The following is a 19517-nucleotide window of genomic DNA, read 5'->3' as shown; positions in this document are numbered from 1 at the left end:
CCGGCTCAGCGTACAGCCAGCGCCGTGTCCGGCTGAAGGCTGGCGGCAGCAGCGGCACCAGCCGCCAGCGCCTTCAGGTTGACGTCCACCAATGCCTTCCTCGGCAGTTGTCGCAGCAAATCCGCATAGGTCTTCTCGGACACGATCTGCGTCAGCGCGATGACCGCACCGGCGGCCACCGAGTTGGCGACTTTGGCATTCCCCAATTCGTTGGCGATCTCGGAAAAGGGAATGGGAACCGCGCGGACATGGGTCGGCAATGAGACGGTCTTTACGAACGAGCTATCGTAGACAACAAGCCCGCCCGGTACGACGTTGCCGGCGAATTTCTCCAGCGAAGGCTGGTTCATGGCCACCAGAAGCCCGGGATTGGACACGAACGGGGACCCAATCCGTTGCCGCGAGATAACGACATGGCAGTTGGCCGTGCCCCCGCGCATCTCGGGCCCGTACGACGGCAACCACGACACGGATTTCCCCTCGCGCATGCCGGCTTTGGCCAAGAACTGCCCGAGGAACAGTACGCCCTGTCCCCCGAACCCGGCCAGCACCAACTGGTGGGTGGGGAAATCGACGGGCAACCGTTGCTCGGTCTCCCATTCCTCGCCGAGGCCGAGGGCCTCGATCACGGCGTCCGGGTCCATGATGACGGGTGGAAAAGCGGGGCGCGCGACCGCGTCCTTGCGGTCCTTGTAGACGTTGGGCGGAAAGACCTGCAGCATGTTCTCGGTGATCCACTTCCGCGACTCGAGCGGATCCAGCTTCCACCCGGTCGGACAGGGGCTCAGTACTTCGATCAGCGAGAACCCTTTGTTCTCGATCTGCAACTGCAACCCTTTGCGGATCGCCTTGCGCGTCTTCATGATCGTCTTGCTGTCCTCGAGGGAGCAACGCTCGATGTAGACCGGCGCCTCCAGCGTGGACAGCAGTTCACAGACCCGTAGCGGGTATCCCTCATTGGCGACCGAGCGCCCATACGGGGTCGTCGTCGTCTTCATGTCGATGAGCGTGGTCGGCGCCATCTGTCCCCCGGTCATCCCGTAGATGGCATTGTTGATGAAGATGACGGTGATCGACTCGCCGCGGTTGGCGGCCTGGAGGATTTCATTGGCGCCGATGGCCGCCAGATCTCCATCGCCCTGATAGGAGATGACGATCGAGTGCGGCAGCGCCCGCTTGATCCCGGTGGCAACCGCGGGGGCGCGACCATGGGCGGACTGAACATTCCCCACGCGGAAATAGTAGTAACCGAAGACCGAACAGCCGACGGGGCTGACGAAGACGGTGCGGTCGGCAATGCCGAGATCGTCGATCGCTTCGGCAATCAACTTGTGCAGATTGCCGTGGCCGCATCCCGGACAGTAGTGCGTGGCCTCCTTGTCGGGTGAGGCGGAGCGTGTGAAATACTCGTAGAACGAATCGGGTTTCTTGAAGATGTCGCTCACGATGCGCTCTCCTTCAGACGGCGGATCGCATTGAGGAGTTCCTCGGCGCTGGGGATATTGCCCCCGGTGCGGGAATACAGTTGCACAGGGACGCGGCATTCGGTGGCGAGCTTCACGTCTTCAATCAGCATCCCCATCGAGCATTCGGCGACCAGAATGGACCGGAGCGTACGCGACAGTTCCAGAAGACGCGGCGCCGGGAACGGCCAGAGACTGATCGGCCGCAGCATCCCGACCTTGATACCTTCATCGCGGGCGGCATCGACCGCGCTCATGAGCACGCGGGAGACGATGCCGTACGCCACCGTGATGTATTCGCAATCCTCGCAACGGTACTCCTCGAAGCGCACCTCATCGGCTTCCACCGCCGCATACTTCTTGTAGAGGTAGTTGATGTGGGCCTCGAGCTCATCATGGCTCAATTTGATGGAGGTGATCAGACTGTCGCGGGTTCCCTCTTGTGCGGTCACCGCCCAGGGCTTGGCGGGGAGCGCGGCCACGGCCGACGGGATGACCACCGGCTCCATCATCTGTCCAATGAACCCGTCCGCCAGAAGCGCCACCGGGTTGCGGTACTTGTCGGCCAGATCGAACGCCAACATGGTCAGATCACACATCTCTTGGGCGCAATTCGGCGCCAGGCAGATTATGCGGTAGTTCCCGTGTCCCCCCCCTTTGACCATCTGATTGTAGTCGCCTTGCTCGGGGCCGATGTTCCCCAGCCCCGGTCCGCCGCGCATGATGTCCACGACCACACAGGGGAGCTCCGCCCCGGCACAATACGAGATTCCCTCCTGTTTCAGGGAGATTCCCGGCGAGGAGGACGCGGTCATTGTGCGTTGACCTGTCGACGCCGCCCCATAGACCATGTTGATGGCGGCGATTTCGGACTCGGCTTGAATGAACGTCCCGCCGACCTTCGGGAAGAAGTACGACGCGGTCTCGGCGATCTCCGAAGCGGGCGTGATGGGGTAACCGAAATAGGAACGGCACCCCGCCAGCAAGGCGCCCAGAACGATCGCCTCATTCCCCTTCATCAATTCCATGCGCACGCCAGCCACAGCACCTCTCTTTTCCGGTTGCGTCGCAATGTGTCTGCACGCCGAAGGACGGCATCACCGGCGGGCCAAGTCCGCCCTACGTCAGGACCTTCTTTTCCTTCTTATCGGTCGGCTTGCGCCAGACGACGATCGCGCCGGGCTCGGGGCAGTTGTAGTAACAGATTCCGCATCCCGTGCAGCCGTCACCCAGATAGAACGAATAGCGATAACCGCGTTCGTTGATATCGGTTGAAAAACCCAGCACTTTGGGGGGACAGGCATCGACGCAGAAGTCGCACCCCTTGCACAGGCGGCTGGTCACCTCCACCCATGGCAGCATCGGAGGAACCGGCAGGGCCTTATGTTCACTCATGATGATCCCTTCACCGAGCGGTGACCCCAAACACACCACTCCCGGCATTTGTACCCGCCGTCCGTAGTCGTTGTTTGGACAAATGGGGTCTTGCTTGTCAACATTCCGAGCCCCCATGTCTGCGCCGCGCCGCAGCACAATAAGATCCCACCGACCTGCGCACGAAGTCAAACTGCCCGATGACGAACCTGTCAAAAAGGAATGCTGCGGTGTCGGTCGATGCCGCGAGCACAAGCGGCGTCACTTCACAATCACAATGAATTTCACCACGCGCGGAAGTCGGAACCCAACGGTGATGTGATCTCCCCCAGCCACGGCTGCAGACGGAGCATCTGCCGCCAGAGATCATGCGCGATCGCCCGGTAGGCATCATGGCCTTTGGCGGTGCCGCGCAGGCGCACAAAGTGACAGACTTCGCGCAAGTTCCAGACAAAGAGTGAGCGTTTCCGGAATGCGAGCATGAGGGCATAGACCGCTTCCGCCGGAGAGACAGCGTGGATTGCGTCATAGACCTGCTGTGAACGCCCCGCCAGTTCGCCGAATCGTCCGCGCCACCCCAACTGGTCGATCAGTGTCGGCACCGTGTACCCCAGATGGGGAGTGAGTTCCTGGGCGGTCTGCGTACCGATGCGATGACGCTGAATGTCGCGCCAGGCGCCATAGTCAATCGTGATCTCGATGAGATAAACCAAATGCTCAAAGGCGCGCGGCATCGAGTCGAATGGTCCCAAGGGGGCCACATACTCCCGGAGCAGGGCGATCATTTCACCTGTGGACCATTGGCGAATCCTACCCGCCAGAGCATTCCAGTCATCGCCCTGATGCGGGTACGCGACCGCGCAACAGAGATGTGACAGTCCGTCGGAATCATGCTGCAGAACGCGCACCTCGGGTGACCGAGGCACCGAAGTCGGTGTGTTCACAGTCGCGTCGGACTTCAAGACGCCCGCGACCGCCCCGGCACCGAGTCCCCGCGCCAGATCGGGATCGGCATACTTGAGCAGCGTCGGAACCTGCCCAGTTGCCACGGTCTTGATCTCTTCCCCGATCATGCGAAGTTCCGCCAACTCTGAACCTGTCAACTTCCGGATGGCATGGGCCAACTCACGGGCATTGACCGTCCAGCCGAGGTTGGTCAGAGTCGCGGTCGGCAACAGATAGCGGATGGCATCACACGCCTGCGCGCGCAACCGCGATTCCCAGAAGGCCTCCGATTTGTCGGCGGGGCGTGGATTCTCGCGCCTGAACCATTCGAGCGCTTGTCGGGACCAATCGATGTAAGTGGTCAGAAGCTCCCTGATAAGCGCTTCGTACTCCCGCGCCAAATCCGGATGGTGCAAAAGACACTCGGGGCGGTAGACGCGTTCGGGCTCATAAACTTGGTAGCGCGTCGACTTCTCCGTGTATGAGGCGAGGCGGTTGTCTTCAATCGCCTTGGCGGCAAGGATGGACACGTTCTCGATGGCCAACGACAAGACCGCATGCTCCGCCACCGAGGCGTGGCCATAGCCGACGACCCACTTCTCATGGAATCTCGCCGATCCCGCCTCGGTCAGTTCAGCGGCGATCTGGTCGAACGGCTCCGGGGAGCGCGAGGTCTTGGCAAACGCGACCGCCACGACCTCGGGCGGGAGGTCTTTCATGAGATATATGCGGCGGGCCGTATCGGGCATGTGATTGACCGTCAATCGGTTGCGTACGGGCGAGGCGCCGCCTCGCCCAAGGGCGACCCACCGGGTCGCCCCTACACCCCCCGGTCCTGCAGGGCCAGGGAATCACACGAATACAAAATCACCAGAGACGATGCCACCATCTTTCGGCGAAGCGGTATATTCTCAGACCCGTCGGAGGACGGGAAGGCGGTACTTGAGAAGGTGCGGGTCAGCCCTTGGGCTGACCTCGGCCCCGAAGGGGCCGTCTGGGCACGGTCAGCGATTCTGTAGATCGCCGCTACGCGGCCCGCCGCGGCGGGCCAGCCCAAGGGTTCATCCTGAAGGATTCACCCTGAAGGGCTGGCGGGCACGCAAGAAACTTCACGACGAATACGAGAGTCATGGCATTCAGGATGGATTGGAGGCTTGATGAAGGACACACGTCTGATCAAACTCGCCGACACGCTGGTCAACTACTCGACCGCCGTGAAGCCCGGCGACAAAGTTCTGGTCGAATCGAAGGGCGATGACAGCTTTGATCTGACCCGGGAGATCATCACGCAGGTCGCCCAGGCCGGGGGGCTCCCCTTCTGGTTCCACAATGAGGAGGAAACCGAACGCCGCTGGGTGATGAACGCCAGCGACAGCCAGTTGGAGGCGTTCGGGAAGATGCATCTGAAGCTGATGAAGGATATGGCCTGCTACATCGCGGTGCGCGGCTCGAACAACTCCTTCACGCTCGCCGATGTTCCGGAGTCGAAGCGGCGCGCCTACCAGAAGTTCTACTACAAGCCGGTGCACTTCGAGCAACGGGTGAAGCGCACGCGTTGGGTCGTGCTGCGTTATCCCAACTTCGCCATGGCCCAGTTGGCGGAGACCTCGCGGGAGGCGTTCGAAGATTTCTACTTCTCCGTTTGCAATGTCGACTATCCCAAGATGTCCAAGGCGCAGGATCCCCTGGTCGACATGATGCAAAAGACTGATCGCGTGCACATCAAGGGACCGGGCACCGATCTGGAATTCTCGATCAAGGGAATCCCGGCGGTCAAGTGCGACGGGAAACGCAACATCCCCGACGGCGAAGTCTACACCGCCCCGGTGAAGACGTCGATCAACGGCGAGATCACATTCAACACCCCCTCGCTCTATGAATCGGCGCTCTTCGAGCGCGTCCACCTGGTGTTCAAGAACGGCAGGATCGTGCGCGCCGACTGCGCCGGCGACGGCGCCCATCTGGACAAGATCTTCGACACCGATCCCGGAGCGCGGTATGTCGGCGAGTTCTCCTTCGGCATCAACCCGAATATCACAAAGCCGATGAAGGACACGTTATTTGACGAGAAGATATTCGGCTCGATTCATCTGACGCCGGGCAATTGCTACGATGAGGCGCCCAACGGGAACAAGTCGGCGATCCACTGGGATCTGGTACTGATCCAGACCAAGGAGTACGGGGGCGGCGAGATCTCATTCAACGGACAGTTGATCCGCAAGGATGGGATCTTTGTCCATCCGGCGCTGAAGGACAAGCTCTCGGCGAAGGCGCTGCGCTGAGGGGGGCGGGCAGAGTCGTAGAATCGGTTGCATGACCTCACGAGATTCAGGGGATTCGCGATCCCAGCGGTGAACAAGGGGCTTAAGCCCCTTGTTTGCCGATTTGTGCACTCGTACACATGACCGCCAAGAGACGACGACATCCCGTTCGTGCTGTCGCGATCGTCGTGGCGGTATTGGCCGCGTTGGAGTTGGCCGGCCGGCTGGCGGGGATGCCCGCGCTGCCCCACGACACGACGTTCGTCGAGGCGCCCGAGTGGAGCTATCCCGACCAGATTGCGCGCGATCACGACCTCTTCTGGCGGTACCGTCCCGACCAAGTCATCCGCGGCGACTTCTTCGTTCCCGGCGCATACACGATCAACTCACAGGGCTTCCGCACGACGGAGTACTCCGAGATGAAACCCGCCGACGTCATGAGGGTTGTCTGCCTCGGCGACGACAACGTGTTTGGCACCGGCGTTGCCGACGGGGCCCCGTGGCCGCGCGTGCTGGAGCGGGAACTGAATGCCCGCGACCCCGAGAAACGGCGCTGGGAGGTTCTCAACCTCGGTGTGACCAACTACTCGGCGTACCAGGGAGCGATACTGGCGGAACGGGAGTTGCCGCGGCTGCATCCCGACTATGTGTTGTTCGAGTTCTCCTGGGCGGACCATCAGCCCGCCGGATATGGAATACCGGACCACCAGTTGCGCCTGTCGGCGACATGGCGACTTCAAACGGGAGATTTCCTCGATCGCTTGGCGATTGTCCGCTGGGGGTACAGACTCTGGGAGACAATCGCGCCGGAGCCGGTAGACTCGTTGCCCGACTACCCCGTCTGGAGAGTACCTTCGACCGAGTACACATCCAACATCGAGCGGATCTGCCGGGCGGCGACTCAGGCAGGCGCTCGTCCCGTCTTGGTGACGTCGCCGATTGCCTGGCCGCCACCGGGATACACCGACACAACAGGGGTCTTCCACTACCACCACCGGTACCGCCGGCTGGGGCGGTTCAGTGCGATCGCCGCAGGCGCCCAGTTCGTTGAGTTGGCCAACGCCTTCGACCAACATCCCGAGTTTTACGATGACCGACGGCGCGACTTCCGGCACTTCAACGCACGCGGGCACGCCTTCGCTGGGGAATTCCTCGCCCGCCACCTCCTCGGCCTACCGAACGACGGCGCCACTACCGACCGCTGAAGCAGTGAAGACAAAGCGTCCCGCCCTCTCAGGAGAGCGGGACGCTCCAATCGAATCAGCCGGCAGGCATTAATGCGGCGGGGCCGGTGGCCGCCCACCGTACTTGTCAAAGAGATCGGAGTGGAACTTGATGACTTCACGGAGTCGCGCCGCGACCAGTTGCGAGTGTCCGGCCGGAACACCCGCAAACCCAGTGTACTCGGTGTAGCGGTGCTTCACCCCCGCCTCATTCAGAGTCTCGTGAAACTCGCGGTTCTGTGCGAGGTAGCCGTATTCGTCCTGATCACCGACGTCGATGTAGACGTTGGTGTCCTGCGTGTTGAACAGGGCGCTGAAGAACGCCGGGTTGGCCTGACGTAACCTCGGAAAGACGCTCCTAACGTCGGCCGAGTCCCGCCAGCGCGCCCAACTCTCGGGACTGAGCACGCCGTTCGAATCGAAGAGCATGTCCACCCCTGCCCCGCTGGTGTCGGCGCCATCGAACTTGATCGTCAGCGGCCCCCGCGGGATGGCGGTGAAGAAATCATAGGGGTAAAGCGTGTCCTTCTTGCGGTAGCCGCCGATGATGATGTCATAGATGTAATGGCCCACCGAGTCGAATCGCCGCAGAGGATACGGAGAGAATGCCGCCGCCATGGCCAGGTACAGTCGGGTCCGCGGGCGTTCCGCCCCGGCGAAGATCTTGGCATACGTGTCTGGGTCCGGTGCAGTGATCCCGTTCTCGGCGAAGACCTGGGTGACCAGCCCATCGTCCTCATCCCAGACGCCGGTCTTCTGATCGAGATTGCCCAGCGACAGAGGTCCGGACATCGAGGAGACCGACGCGAACAGGTCGGGATGGTCCATGGCATAGCGCATGGCACCGTAACCGCCCATACCATGTCCTGAGATGGCGCGGGCGTTGCGACCCCCCTGCGTGTAGAAACGCCACTGCGAACCGACCGGCGTCTCCGAGAGGCGCATCAACTCCGCGATGACATCCGCATAGTCGCCCGTCGTGCCCGAGTTCCGATAGAAGGACCCTCCGAAACGATCAGATGCATCGACGGTGACGACCATCATCCGCCCGATCTCACCCTTGGCGTACATGTCGTCCAACAGGGTCTGCAGACCATACCGATCGAATTCGGATGCATCCCCGCCGTATCCGTGGAACAGATAGAGAATCGGGAACGGCTGCTGGGGGGTACTGGGATCCTCGTCCGAAGCCCACGCCACGACGATCTGGCGCGCGTCGGGATCTTTCAGGGAGTTGCGACCGAGCTGCTCCGTGAAACCGTAAGACCGACTCATGGTTCTTGTCGCGCTGTAGGAATCGGGACGCAGCGGGTTCTCGGATTGTGAGCACCCGAGCGCCAACATGCTGCCGGCGGCCAGAGTCAGGGTAGACCAGTGTACAAGTCTCATTGTTCACTCCCTCCGGATCAGAACCGGTACGAGATTGAGAACAGAGTTTCGAAACGCGACAACGAATAGTCACCCGGAAACGCCGTCACACCGTTGGCGGTGCCCTGGTCGGGAACGGTCCGCCCGGAGGCAAAGGCCAGCTCTTGAGCCGCGGCGAACTCCCAGCTTTCTCCCAGCAAGTAGGCGACCCCTGCCGTCAATCCCACGCGCCCACCGACATCCGGGAAGTTGGGCGAGAATGTCGAGTCGACGGCCGCGCCGCCGTCGTAGTACATCCCACCGCGCACCATGACCTTGGGCGTGGCGGCGTACTCGGCTCCGGCGGACAACCGGATCTGATCCTTCCAATGGAAGGGGACCGCCACACCGGTGATCGCCGTCGGATGGCCGACACTATCCGTTCCCGTACGCAACCCGGACTCGGAGAACGTTACGTCCCATGATTCAACCGCTGACCAGAACGTGATGGCGAGATCGGCTGCCAAAGTCAGGCGCTCCGAGGACTTCCAGCCGATTCCAGCCCCCACCTGGCCGGGCAGCTTCAGGTCAAAGTCGAACGGGGCGGTGTGGTGCCAATCAGTACTGCGAACCTCATCGTAGTTGCCGAGGTACTGGGTCCGCTCGAACAATGGCTCTTCTGTTTGTTGATTGGCGATATTCAACTGGGAATCCGCCATCGCGGGGTTGATCGGCCAAGCCATGTCCAGAGTGCCCGTTCCACTGACCGGTATGGTCGTCGGGAGCTGGAAGCTGAAGCCGACGCTGAGGGTCGGCGACGCCTTCCACATCACGCCGGCGTTGGCACCGACGGCAAAGCCACGTCCTTTGAGCAGCAGCTCACCGGCGAAGTCATCGTACGGATAGACATTGAAAGGCGAACCAAGGGAATTCGGCACGAACTCGACCCGTCGCAGAACCACGCTGCCGTCGGTCAACGACAGGCCGACGCCGACGGCCAATTTGTCGCCCAACGTCGTGGCGACCACAGGGTGGACATCGAGAACATCCAAGTCCGTTCGGTAGTTCTGATGCTGGAACTGGAAATCGCTGTTGTACTGCGCCGGTTGGCGATAGAGATCCCAACCGAAGTTGACGTCGTGGGGCCAATAGACCGCCGCGCCCACCGCCAATCCATCGCGCCAGTTGGGGAGAGCGACCACGGCAAACGAGGGAAGCGGCCACACGTCGTCACGGGGATGGAGCTCGAGGCCGTTGGCCTGATTGAAACCGAGGTCAACGCCGCTGCCGGTCACGTTCGGCGTGTAAGTGACTTGCGGGCTGTAGGTGCCGAGTGTCGCGTTCAATTCCCCTTTGTGCAGCCAAGCCAAGCCGGCCGGATTGTAGTATGCGGCGCTCCAGTCATTGGCCAGTCCACGAAACGCCCCACCCATGGAGCGTGCCTTGATCCCAATCCCGGCCGTCGCGAAGCCCGCGGCCCTTGCCTCGGTGGTGGTCAGACTGGCCGCCAGCGCCAGCACGAGGGTCAGCAGGAGGCCGAGGCACCGCCGACGAAATCCTGTTCCGAAGTACAATGCTCCACTCCGCGTTAAGGGTTGTCTGCGCGGCCGGCGCCCGGACAAATCCGGTCGAGTCGCCGCCGAAAAGACAAACCGCAATCTAAAAACCCTCCCGTGACACGGTCAAACGCTTTCTGCCCTCAGCGCTGTGACTTATGGCAACATCTGACACCCATCCAGGCAACCGGCCCGTTGCCCGACGATACTGATTGCGCCTGATCTGCTCGATCGATCATCCCACCTGCGCCTCGATACCCATCGCCACGTCTTCTACCGCCGGCGTGCGTCAGTATTCCCGCGCTCCGGCGTTTCTGTGCACGGAAACGATTGCTCGCGTGGTAGTGTTAGACTAACTTGACCTGTTTGGGATGATAAGACGGCGACCCCTGCATGATGATCTCTGGCTCGACAAAACACCCCTTGCGGGCGCTTACGAGTGGTTCCGAACCTAGGGAGGAGCCGACACAAACCGTTCGTGTCTATGCGGGAGATGCTTGCGGAGATCTTTGAGTAATGTCTGGTTTCATCCACATTAAGGGGGCAAGGGAGCACAACCTGCGCGACCTGACACTGCGGATCCCGCGTGATAAGCTGGTGGTTATCACGGGGTTATCGGGGTCGGGGAAGTCGTCGTTGGCATTCGACACGATCTACGCTGAGGGGCAACGCCGCTATGTGGAGTCCTTGTCCGCGTACGCCCGGCAGTTCTTGGGGCTGATGGAAAAGCCCGATGTCGACTTCATCGACGGCCTCTCCCCGGCGATCTCCATCGAACAGCGCTCTTCGGCACGCAACCCAAGGTCCACGGTCGGCACAGTCACGGAAATCTATGACTACTTGAGACTTCTATTCGCCCGGATCGGGGTCCCCCATTGCCATCGCTGCGGGCGGCCGATCCGTCGACAGACCATCTCGCAGATGGTCGATCATCTGATGGACCTCCCCCCCAAGACACGCCTGATGATCCTGTCTCCCTTGGTGGCCGGGCGGAAGGGAGAGCATAGGGAAGTCCTCGAACAGATCAAAAAGAAGGGTCTGGTCCGGGTTCGCATCGACGGTGAGGTCTTCGAGATCGAGGAAGCCCCGGCCCTGAACAAGAAAGTCAAGCACACGATCGAGGCCGTCGTCGATCGCCTGCTATCCGGCCCGACGATCAAATCGCGGCTGGCCGATTCGCTGCAGACCGCCCTGCAGTTGGCCGGTGGTACCGCCCGTGTGGCGATCCAGGGAGCCGGCGAGCCCGTGTTTTCAGAGGAGGCCGCCTGCCCCGACTGCGGGTTGTCGTTCGAGGAACCCGCACCGCGGCTGTTCTCCTTCAACTCGCCCTTCGGTGCCTGCACGACATGCGGCGGGCTGGGCCACAAGATGGAGATCGACCCCGACCTGGTCGTGCCGGATCCGACGCGCTCCATCTTCGAGGGAGCGATTGCCCCTTGGGGCGAGGACCCGGCCAACTGGTACAAATTCATGCTCCGCGGGGTCGCGGCGCACTTCGACTTCAATTTCCGGACCCGGTTTTGCGACCTGTCCAAAGAAGCCAAACGAGTCATCCTGTACGGCTCCGGGAGCAAGGAATTTCGTTACAGTTACGAGCATCGCAACGGCAAAGGCAAAGGGGAGTTCACAGGCAAATTCGAGGGCGTGATTCCCAACCTCGAACGGCGCTACCGCCAGACCGAATCCCAAGGCGTCCGGCAATGGATCGAGCAATACATGCGCATGACGCCCTGCCCGGCCTGCAAGGGGGCGCGGCTGAAGCCCGAGGCGTTGGCGGTCCTGATCGGCGGCAAGTCGATCCACGACGTGGTTCAGATGTCCACCAAACAGGCGGCCGCGTTTTTCGCCGAATTGAACCTGAACGCCCGCGAACGGCAGATCGCCAAGCAGATTCTCAAGGAAGTCAATGAACGGCTGGGGTTTCTGGTGAATGTCGGCCTCGACTACATGACCCTGGGGCGTCCCGCGCAAACGCTGTCGGGAGGCGAGGCGCAACGGATCCGTCTGGCCACGCAGATCGGCTCGCGTCTGGTCGGGGTTCTGTACATTCTGGACGAGCCATCGATCGGTCTGCATCAACGGGACAACCGTCGGCTGCTGGATACGTTGATCGGTCTGCGAGACTTGGGCAACACGGTCATTGTGGTCGAGCACGATCGGGAGACGATCGAGTCCGCCGATTTCGTCGTCGATCTCGGGCCGGGCGCCGGCAAGCACGGCGGTGAAATCGTCGCCATCGGCCCACCGGCCAAGATCAAAGCTGCCAAGAACTCCCTGACCGGGCAGTATTTGTCACAACGGAAGGTGATCCCGGTCCCGGGGCGACGGCGCCGGGGCAACGGCAGCCGGCTGCGACTGGTCGGCGCATCCGGAAACAACCTCAAGAAGATCACGGTCGACTTTCCGATGGGTGTCCTCACATGCATCACCGGGGTCTCCGGTTCGGGAAAGTCGACGCTGGTGAACGAAACACTCTACCGCATTTGTGCCGAGCACTTCTTCGATGCCCGGCATTCTTCTCTCCCCTACGAGCGACTCGAAGGGCTGGCGGAACTCGACAAAGTGATCGCGATCGACCAATCGCCGATCGGACGGACCCCACGATCCAACCCGGCGACCTATACCGGCGTCTTCACCTTCATCCGTGATTTGTTCGCGCAGTTGCCGGAGGCGCGCATTCGTGGGTACGAACCGGGACGGTTCTCGTTCAATGTCAAAGGGGGACGCTGCGAGGCGTGTGAAGGAGACGGGATCATCAAGATCGAGATGCACTTCCTCCCCGACGTGTATGTACCCTGCGAGGTGTGCAAGGGAAAGCGGTACAACCGCGAGACGCTGGAGATCCTGTACAAAGGCAAGAGCATCGCCGACGTCCTGGACTCGACCGTGGACGAGGCGCTGGAGTTCTTCGCCAACATCCCACGCATCAAGAGCAAACTATTGACACTCTCGCGGGTCGGGCTCGGGTACATTCACCTCGGGCAACAGGCGACGACGCTGTCCGGTGGGGAGGCGCAGCGCGTCAAGCTGTCCACCGAGCTCTCGAAGGTTGCCACCGGGCAGACATTGTACATCCTCGATGAGCCGACCACGGGGCTGCACTTCGAAGACATCCGGATGCTCCTGGGGGTGCTGAACGAGTTGGTCGACCGCGGCAACACCGTCCTCGTGATCGAACACAACCTGGATGTCATCAAGACCGCCGACTGGGTGATCGACCTGGGACCCGAGGGCGGCGACGATGGCGGCTGGGTGGTGGCGGCCGGGACTCCGGAGCAAGTTGCCGGCGATGATCGCTCATATACCGGGCGGTTCTTACGTCGTGAGTTGGACCGCTCGAAACGCGGCGGGTCGGTGGCTCGAACTCGACATCGATCTGTGGAAGCCGAGACAGAACCGGCAACGGCATAGCAGCATCAGCAATAGACGTTCGTGCAAGCGGACGCGTGGACGCACAAGACAGGATGGGTGAAACGATGGGACAAAACCTGGTTCAGAAGATCATCGCATCGCATCTGCTGGAAGGGAAGCTGGTGCCCGGAGAGCCGATCGCAATCCGCATCGACCAGACGCTGACGCAGGATGCCACCGGGACGATGGCCTACCTGCAGTTCGAGGCGATGGGGATCGATGAAGTCAAGACGGAGAAATCGGTCTCCTACGTGGACCACAATATGTTGCAGGCAGGTTTCGAGAACGCCGACGATCATCAGTACCTCCAGTCGGTGGCCGCGCGCTACGGGATCGATTTCTCCCGGCCGGGAAACGGCATCTGCCACCAAGTACACCTGGAGCGGTATGGCGCTCCCGGCAAGACGCTGTTGGGATCGGACTCGCACACGCCGACCAATGGCGGGCTGGGGATGTTGGCGATTGGCGCGGGCGGTCTGGATGTGGCGGTGGCGATGGCGGGAGGTCCCTTCAATCTGACGATGCCGAAAGTCGTCAGAGTCAATCTGAAGGGTAAGCTCAATCCATGGGTGGCGGCGAAAGATATCATTCTGGAAATACTGCGCCAGCTCACCGTCAAAGGCGGCGTGGGCAAGATCTTTGAGTACGCCGGCGATGGGGTCAAATCCCTGACCGTCCCCGAGCGGGCCACGATCACCAACATGGGCGCCGAACTGGGTGCCACGACCTCGATCTTCCCCGCCGATGAGAACACGCGTCGTTACCTGGCGATGCAAAGGCGCGAGCCGGACTACCGACCGCTGGCGGCCGATCCCGATGCAACTTATGACCAGGCGATCACCATCGATTTGTCGGCATTGGAGCCGATGATCGCGCAGCCACACGCGCCGGACAAGGTCGTGCCGGTGCGCGAGGTGGCCGGATTGAAGGTCGATCAAGTGTGCGTCGGCTCGTGCACCAACTCTTCATTATATGATCTGCTGGTGACAGCCGCGATCTTGAAGGGGAAGCATGTCCATCCCGACGTCAATCTGACGGTCACACCCGGCTCACGGCAGGTCTTCACGGCGGTGTCGCAACTCGGCGGGCTGACCGACATGATCGCGGCCGGGTCGCGCATTCTGGAATCGGCCTGCGGACCGTGCATCGGCATGGGACAGGCCCCCCCCTCGGGGGCCGTGTCGATCCGCAGTTTCAACCGCAACTTCGAGGGCCGTTCGGGGACCAAGGACGCCAAGGTGTATCTTGCGTCGCCGCAAGTCTGCGCTGTCTGCGCCCTGACCGGCACGATCACCGATCCAAGGACGTTCGCCAAGGAACCGCCGGTGATCACGCTTCCGGATGCCATCCCGATCGATGACGCCCTGATCCTTAAGCCGCCTGCCGATCGCAAGTCGGTCACAATTCGCCGGGGGCCGAACATCAAACCTCTGCCGCAGCAGACACAGTTGCCTCCGCGGATCACCGGCGAGGTTCTCCTCAAAGTCGGCGACAACATCACGACCGATCATATCATGCCGGCCGGGGCCAAGGTGCTGCCTCTGCGCTCCAATGTCCCGGCGATTTCCGAGTTTGTCTTTGTGCGGGTCGATCCCGACTTTCCCAAGCGTGCGAAAGAGAAGGGCGGCGGGCTGATCATCGGGGGCGACAACTACGGGCAGGGATCCTCGCGCGAACATGCCGCGCTGGCGCCGATGTATCTGGGCGTCAAGGCAGTGATTACGAAGTCGTTCGCGCGCATCCACCATGCCAATCTCGTCAACTTCGGTATACCGCCCCTGACCTTTGTCAATCCCGTGGACTATGACAAGGTCGAGGCCGGCGATCAGATCGAGATCGAGGACGTGGTCGAGCGCATCAAGTCGGGCCAGAATCTGCAGGCGCGCAATCGCACCAAGGGCACAATATTCGAACTGACCTATGACCTGACGCCGTTCAACCGGGCCGTCCTCACCGCCGGCGGGCTGTTGAATTACACCCGGGCTCACGCTTGAGAGAATACATCGGGAACCAAGAGGAGTAGAGAGAGCCGCATGGAAACCACATCCGCACCCGTGAAGGACACGCCGCTGACCGCCCAACACATCGCGCTCGGGGCGCGCATGGTTCCCTTCGCCGGGTACCGCATGCCGATCCAGTATTCCGGCATTATCCCCGAGCACCGCGCAGTCCGCACCTCCGTCGGGTTGTTTGACCTGTCACACATGGGGGAATTCGAGGTCCGCGGCCCGGGAATGCTGGAGTTCCTGGAGAAGATGACAACGAACGATGTTTCTTCGCTGGCCACTTATCAGGCACAGTACTCGGTGATGATGAGCCCGGAGGGCGGGATCGTGGATGACCTGTTGATCTACCATCTTCCCGATCGCGCGCTTCTTGTGGTCAACGCCGCCAACATTGAGAAGGACTTCGCTTGGCTGTCCTCGCACTGCCCGGCCGGAGTGCAACTGGCGAATCGTTCCGACGAGACCGCGCTGGTCGCCATCCAGGGTCCCAAGGCGGAAGCGGTGATGCGACAACTCGTCAACTACAATCTCGATGAGATCGCCTATTACCATGCCGCCGAGGGAACTGTGGCCGGGAAACGGATCGTCTTCTCACGCACCGGGTACACGGGAGAGGATGGATTCGAAATCTACCTGCCCAACGATCTGGCGGTCAGTTGCTGGGAGGCGGCGATGGCCGCCGGGACCGAGTACGGGATCGTCCCCGTCGGACTCGGGGCGCGCGACACGCTGCGTTTGGAAATGAAATACGCCCTCTATGGCAAGGACATCGACGACACGACCAATCCGATCGAAGCCGGATTGGGATGGGTGGTCAAGCCCGACAAGCCGTATGACTTCATCGGCAAGTCTCACGTGGTGGCGATAAAGCAGCAGGGCGCGAAACGTCGATTGAGCGCATTCATCATGGACGAGCGCGCCATCCCGCGTCCGGGGTGCGAAATCCGCGTGAACGGCACCCGCGTGGGGAGCGTCACATCCGGGACGCAGTCGCCGTCATTGGACAAGGGAATCGGCCTCGGGTATGTCGCCACGGAATACACGCAGCCGGGCACGAAGATCGATGTTGTCATTCGGGAGCAGGGAGCACCCGCGACGGTGACAAAGCCGCCATTTGTAAAGAACACGAGCCACAAGTGACGAGGAATCGTAGTGCCCCACCCGCAGGGTGGGATGGCCTTGCCGGGAACTGAAAACCCACCCTTCGGGTGGGGCACTCAGAGAACACGTGCACATCGCCGTCTCCCTCTCCCCCGGTTCGCGTGCCGCCGACATCGCCATGTTCGGCCCGGCGCTCGGGTGCTGTGTCGTGGTCGACATCCTGCGCGCCTCCACCGTGCTGTGCACGGCATTGTCGAATGGCGCGCAGGAGATCATTCCGGTCGCCAATGTCGAGACTGCCCGAACTTTCAAGTCGAATGCGGCGGACAGTGACACGTTGCTGTGCGGCGAACGCGGCGGGCGGAAGCTCCCCGGATTCGACCTGGGGAACTCGCCGTCGGAATACACGCGCGAGACGGTGTCCGGTCGACGCCTGGTCTTTTCCTCGACCAACGGCTCCCAAGCGATTGCCGCTGCGCCCCCGGGTGTCGAGGTTTTGATCGGCGGGTTGGTCAATCTCTCGGCGGCGGCCGAGAAGATCGCGGCAGTGAATCTACCGACGTTGATTGTCTGCTCGGGAAAGCTGGGACAGTTCGCCCTGGAGGACGCGGTCGGCGCTGGGGCACTAATTTCCCGGTTGTGGGAGCTCGATGCGGACGTTGAACTGGTCAATGATGGCGCCCTGACGGCGCAGATTCTCTGGGACCGCTTCCGTTCCGATCCGGCGATGCCGTTGTGGCAATCCGAGCATGGGAAGTACCTCATTGGGCTGGGGTTCGGGGGCGACCTTTCTGTCTGCGCGGCGGTGGACTCGGTTCCGGTTGTTCCAGTGCTACGTGACGGGCGGCTGGCTCTCGACTGACGGAATCGGTTGGCAACCGGCATGTGAGAATCGTATGTTGTCGCGACTCGGTAGACCGGCGCCCTGCTGTCTGCCGGGTCAGGGACTTCAGGAGAGGTGGCCGAGCGGCCGAAGGCAGCTGCCTGCTAAGCAGTTAACGGGGAAACTCGTTCCCGGGTTCGAATCCCGGCCTCTCCGCTTGCCCTGAGCGAGTTCCGCCTTCGGCGGAACGAGTCGAAGGGTCGATAGGTGCCCTCAGCACACAGACCTTGGTTTGTCTATCTCGTCCGATGCTCCGACGGGTCAATCTATACCGGCATAACCGACGACCTCGACGCACGCATTAGAAAGCACAACGCTGACAAAGGTGCCCAGTACACGGCCCAGCGACGACCGGTCGTCCTGTTGTACTCGGAGATCCACTCAGACCAAAACGGCGCCCGGCGGCGCGAAGCTCAATTGAAGCGCTGGACCAGAGAGAAGAAGGAGAAACTCGTTGCGGGTTTCCCTCGACTCCGCTCGGGATAAATCCCTCGACTCCGCTCGGGATAAATCCCTCGACTCCGCTCGGGATAAACGAATCCCGGCCTCTCCGCTTGCCCTGAGCGAGTTCCGCCTTCGGCGGAACGAGTCGAAGGGTTCACCCGGGACTGACCGGCACATGCCAAGCAGGGCAGCACCGGTCACGCATCCAGATCATCGACCGACTTGGGCCAATCGGATTTTAGCAGGCGAGACAGGGCACGGTCGGCGAGGAGGCGACCGCCGGTCTGGCAACGGGCGCAGTAGTTGGTTTCGTTGTCGGCGTAGCGAATGCGCTGCACCGGCGCGCCGCAGACCGGACAGGGATGGCCGAATCGCCCATGCACCGCCATGCCCTCGCGAAAGGCGGTCACGTGCTCCGGAAAGCCGTCGCCCGCTTCGGCGCGCAGACGGGCCGTCCATTCGTCCAGAGTATCACGCGCGGCCGCAAACAGTCGGTCGATCTCATCATCTGAGAGTTTGCCTGTGAGCGCCAGCGGCGACAGACGGGCACGATGCAGGATTTCATCGGAATAGGAATTGCCGATGCCGCTGACCAGACGTGGATCGGTGAGGGCGCGTTTCAGCGTGCGGTTTTCGGAACGCAGCCGTGCGGCGAACTCCACCATCGTCGTCTCTTGTACCTCCAGACCACCGCGTGCGAAGGCGCTCAGATTGTGCTCGCCGGAGATCACATGGATCGAGGCCCGACGTTTGGTTCCGGCCTCGGTGAGTAAGAGAGCGCCATTGGGAAAGTGAAAGGCGGCCTGAGTCAACTTGCCACCGACCGGTTTGCCCCCGGGCGGGCGCCAGTGCAGGCGCCCGGCAATCATCAAATGAATCACGAGGAACAGGCCGCGGTCCAACCCAAGGACGATGCGCTTGCCGACGCGCCGCAGCTCAATGACGCGTGTCCCTTGGGCCGCGGCAATCGGCGGATCGACGGTCCGCAGGACGAACGGATTGCGGATGTCGATCCGCTCAACTGGCTTCCCAAGGATGCGGGATCGCAGGGCCTCCAGGTAGATGACGATGTCGGGAAGTTCGGGCACACGGCAATCTCGCCTTACATCCCCTGCCCTTTCAAGAACGAATCGATTACGGCATTGACCTTTACGGGCTGGTCAAACCACATGCACACACGCGAGTCGGGGATAGTCTTGATCGTGAGCATCGGATTGTCCGTCCCGCAGCCATCCCAACTGGCCTGGCAATAGGTGTCGCGCATGTAATTCTGCCCGGCCTCGTACCAAAGCCCTTCCAATCCAGGTTTGAGGACCAGCGTGGGGACCGTCAGCGAATCCAGCGTCGGGCACAGTTCCTGAGAATTGAACTCGCACAGATAGCGGACCCATACATGCAGCGGCGGTCGGGCGGCTTCACGCCAAAGGCGCAGAGCGCGCACGGGATTGACGGCATAATCCTGCGGAAGGAAGTTGTTGTCGTCCCAGGTTTCGCGCGTCACCG

15 protein-coding genes and 1 tRNA gene are annotated in these 19517 nt (G+C 61.7%); 8 read left to right on the top strand and 8 right to left on the bottom strand.

Annotation, left to right across the window (positions count from 1 at the left end; translation table 11 throughout):
• Positions 1 to 5: 5 nt before the first annotated feature.
• From AB1792_04505 to AB1792_04490, 4 genes are all read right to left on the bottom strand, one after another.
• Entirely contained in the window at positions 6 to 1445 is a 1440-nt protein-coding gene (locus tag AB1792_04505) for a 2-oxoacid:acceptor oxidoreductase family protein (GenBank protein ID MEW5701472.1), read from the bottom strand.
• Positions 1442 to 2491 carry a 3-methyl-2-oxobutanoate dehydrogenase subunit VorB gene (locus tag AB1792_04500; protein ID MEW5701471.1) on the bottom strand — a complete coding sequence of 350 codons (1050 nt, stop codon included), beginning with the start codon at positions 2489 to 2491 and terminating at the stop codon, positions 1442 to 1444. The genes AB1792_04505 and AB1792_04500 overlap by 4 nt, the downstream gene beginning before the upstream one ends.
• A 91-nt stretch (positions 2492 to 2582) precedes the next feature.
• Positions 2583 to 2825: a 4Fe-4S dicluster domain-containing protein gene (locus AB1792_04495; protein ID MEW5701470.1), complete on the bottom strand. Its 243-nt coding sequence runs from the start codon at positions 2823 to 2825 to the stop codon at positions 2583 to 2585.
• 296 nt (positions 2826 to 3121) lie between these two features.
• Entirely contained in the window at positions 3122 to 4501 is a 1380-nt protein-coding gene (locus tag AB1792_04490) for an FAD-dependent thymidylate synthase (protein ID MEW5701469.1), read from the bottom strand.
• A 438-nt stretch (positions 4502 to 4939) separates the two neighbouring features.
• Here AB1792_04490 and AB1792_04485 point away from each other — a divergent pair, with 438 nt between their 5' ends.
• Positions 4940 to 6064: an aminopeptidase gene (locus AB1792_04485; GenBank protein MEW5701468.1), complete on the top strand. Its 1125-nt coding sequence runs from the start codon at positions 4940 to 4942 to the stop codon at positions 6062 to 6064.
• Positions 6065 to 6183: 119 nt separating this feature from the next.
• Positions 6184 to 7248, top strand: a complete 1065-nt coding sequence (locus AB1792_04480) for an SGNH/GDSL hydrolase family protein (protein ID MEW5701467.1) — start codon at positions 6184 to 6186, stop codon at positions 7246 to 7248.
• 69 nt (positions 7249 to 7317) lie between these two features.
• Here AB1792_04480 and AB1792_04475 read toward each other — a convergent pair whose 3' ends face one another.
• Positions 7318 to 8655, bottom strand: a complete 1338-nt coding sequence (locus AB1792_04475; protein ID MEW5701466.1) for an alpha/beta hydrolase-fold protein — start codon at positions 8653 to 8655, stop codon at positions 7318 to 7320.
• Between the two features lie 17 nt (positions 8656 to 8672).
• Complete coding sequence (locus AB1792_04470; GenBank protein ID MEW5701465.1) at positions 8673 to 10187, bottom strand: outer membrane protein transport protein; 1515 nt, start codon at positions 10185 to 10187, stop codon at positions 8673 to 8675.
• Between the two features lie 498 nt (positions 10188 to 10685).
• On the opposite strand from AB1792_04470, the gene uvrA reads away from it, so the two are divergent.
• From uvrA to AB1792_04440, 6 genes are all read left to right on the top strand, one after another.
• The gene (uvrA, locus tag AB1792_04465; protein MEW5701464.1) at positions 10686 to 13580 is read left to right on the top strand and encodes an excinuclease ABC subunit UvrA; all 2895 of its coding nucleotides are present in this window, start codon (positions 10686 to 10688) and stop codon (positions 13578 to 13580) included.
• Between the two features lie 65 nt (positions 13581 to 13645).
• Positions 13646 to 15574 carry an aconitate hydratase gene (locus AB1792_04460; GenBank protein ID MEW5701463.1) on the top strand — a complete coding sequence of 643 codons (1929 nt, stop codon included), beginning with the start codon at positions 13646 to 13648 and terminating at the stop codon, positions 15572 to 15574.
• A 39-nt stretch (positions 15575 to 15613) separates the two neighbouring features.
• Positions 15614 to 16726, top strand: coding sequence for a glycine cleavage system aminomethyltransferase GcvT (gene gcvT / locus AB1792_04455; protein MEW5701462.1), 1113 nt, complete (start codon positions 15614 to 15616; stop codon positions 16724 to 16726).
• Positions 16727 to 16814: 88 nt separating this feature from the next.
• On the top strand, positions 16815 to 17549 hold the full coding sequence (locus AB1792_04450) for a 2-phosphosulfolactate phosphatase (protein ID MEW5701461.1): 735 nt from the start codon (positions 16815 to 16817) through the stop codon (positions 17547 to 17549).
• Between the two features lie 90 nt (positions 17550 to 17639).
• Positions 17640 to 17726, top strand: a tRNA-Ser gene (locus tag AB1792_04445).
• 51 nt (positions 17727 to 17777) lie between these two features.
• Positions 17778 to 18056, top strand: coding sequence for a GIY-YIG nuclease family protein (locus AB1792_04440; protein MEW5701460.1), 279 nt, complete (start codon positions 17778 to 17780; stop codon positions 18054 to 18056).
• A gap of 155 nt (positions 18057 to 18211) precedes the next feature.
• Here the strand turns inward: AB1792_04440 and AB1792_04435 are convergent, their stop codons facing one another.
• The gene (locus tag AB1792_04435; GenBank protein ID MEW5701459.1) at positions 18212 to 19102 is read right to left on the bottom strand and encodes a DNA-formamidopyrimidine glycosylase family protein; all 891 of its coding nucleotides are present in this window, start codon (positions 19100 to 19102) and stop codon (positions 18212 to 18214) included.
• A gap of 14 nt (positions 19103 to 19116) precedes the next feature.
• Positions 19117 to 19517, bottom strand: a 401-nt coding sequence (locus tag AB1792_04430) for a hypothetical protein (GenBank protein MEW5701458.1), incomplete at its 5' end; no start/stop codon positions are given.

The organism is Candidatus Zixiibacteriota bacterium (assembly GCA_040752595.1).
GTDB lineage: Bacteria > Zixibacteria > MSB-5A5 > WJJR01 > WJJR01 > JACQFV01.
The sequence above is the reverse complement of the archived record's forward strand: the minus strand, read 5'-3'. Positions and strand labels throughout refer to the sequence as shown.

Coding starts and splice junctions, on each gene's coding strand:
- AB1792_04500 (MEW5701471.1), bottom strand. CDS start 2,491: ATGGAATTGATGAAGGGGAATGAGGCGATCGTTCTGGGCGCCTTGCTG.
- AB1792_04495 (MEW5701470.1), bottom strand. CDS start 2,825: ATGCTGCCATGGGTGGAGGTGACCAGCCGCCTGTGCAAGGGGTGCGAC.
- AB1792_04490 (MEW5701469.1), bottom strand. CDS start 4,501: ATGAAAGACCTCCCGCCCGAGGTCGTGGCGGTCGCGTTTGCCAAGACC.
- AB1792_04485 (MEW5701468.1), top strand. CDS start 4,940: ATGAAGGACACACGTCTGATCAAACTCGCCGACACGCTGGTCAACTAC.
- AB1792_04480 (MEW5701467.1), top strand. CDS start 6,184: ATGACCGCCAAGAGACGACGACATCCCGTTCGTGCTGTCGCGATCGTC.
- AB1792_04475 (MEW5701466.1), bottom strand. CDS start 8,655: ATGAGACTTGTACACTGGTCTACCCTGACTCTGGCCGCCGGCAGCATG.
- uvrA (MEW5701464.1), top strand. CDS start 10,686: ATGTCTGGTTTCATCCACATTAAGGGGGCAAGGGAGCACAACCTGCGC.
- AB1792_04460 (MEW5701463.1), top strand. CDS start 13,646: ATGGGACAAAACCTGGTTCAGAAGATCATCGCATCGCATCTGCTGGAA.
- gcvT (MEW5701462.1), top strand. CDS start 15,614: ATGGAAACCACATCCGCACCCGTGAAGGACACGCCGCTGACCGCCCAA.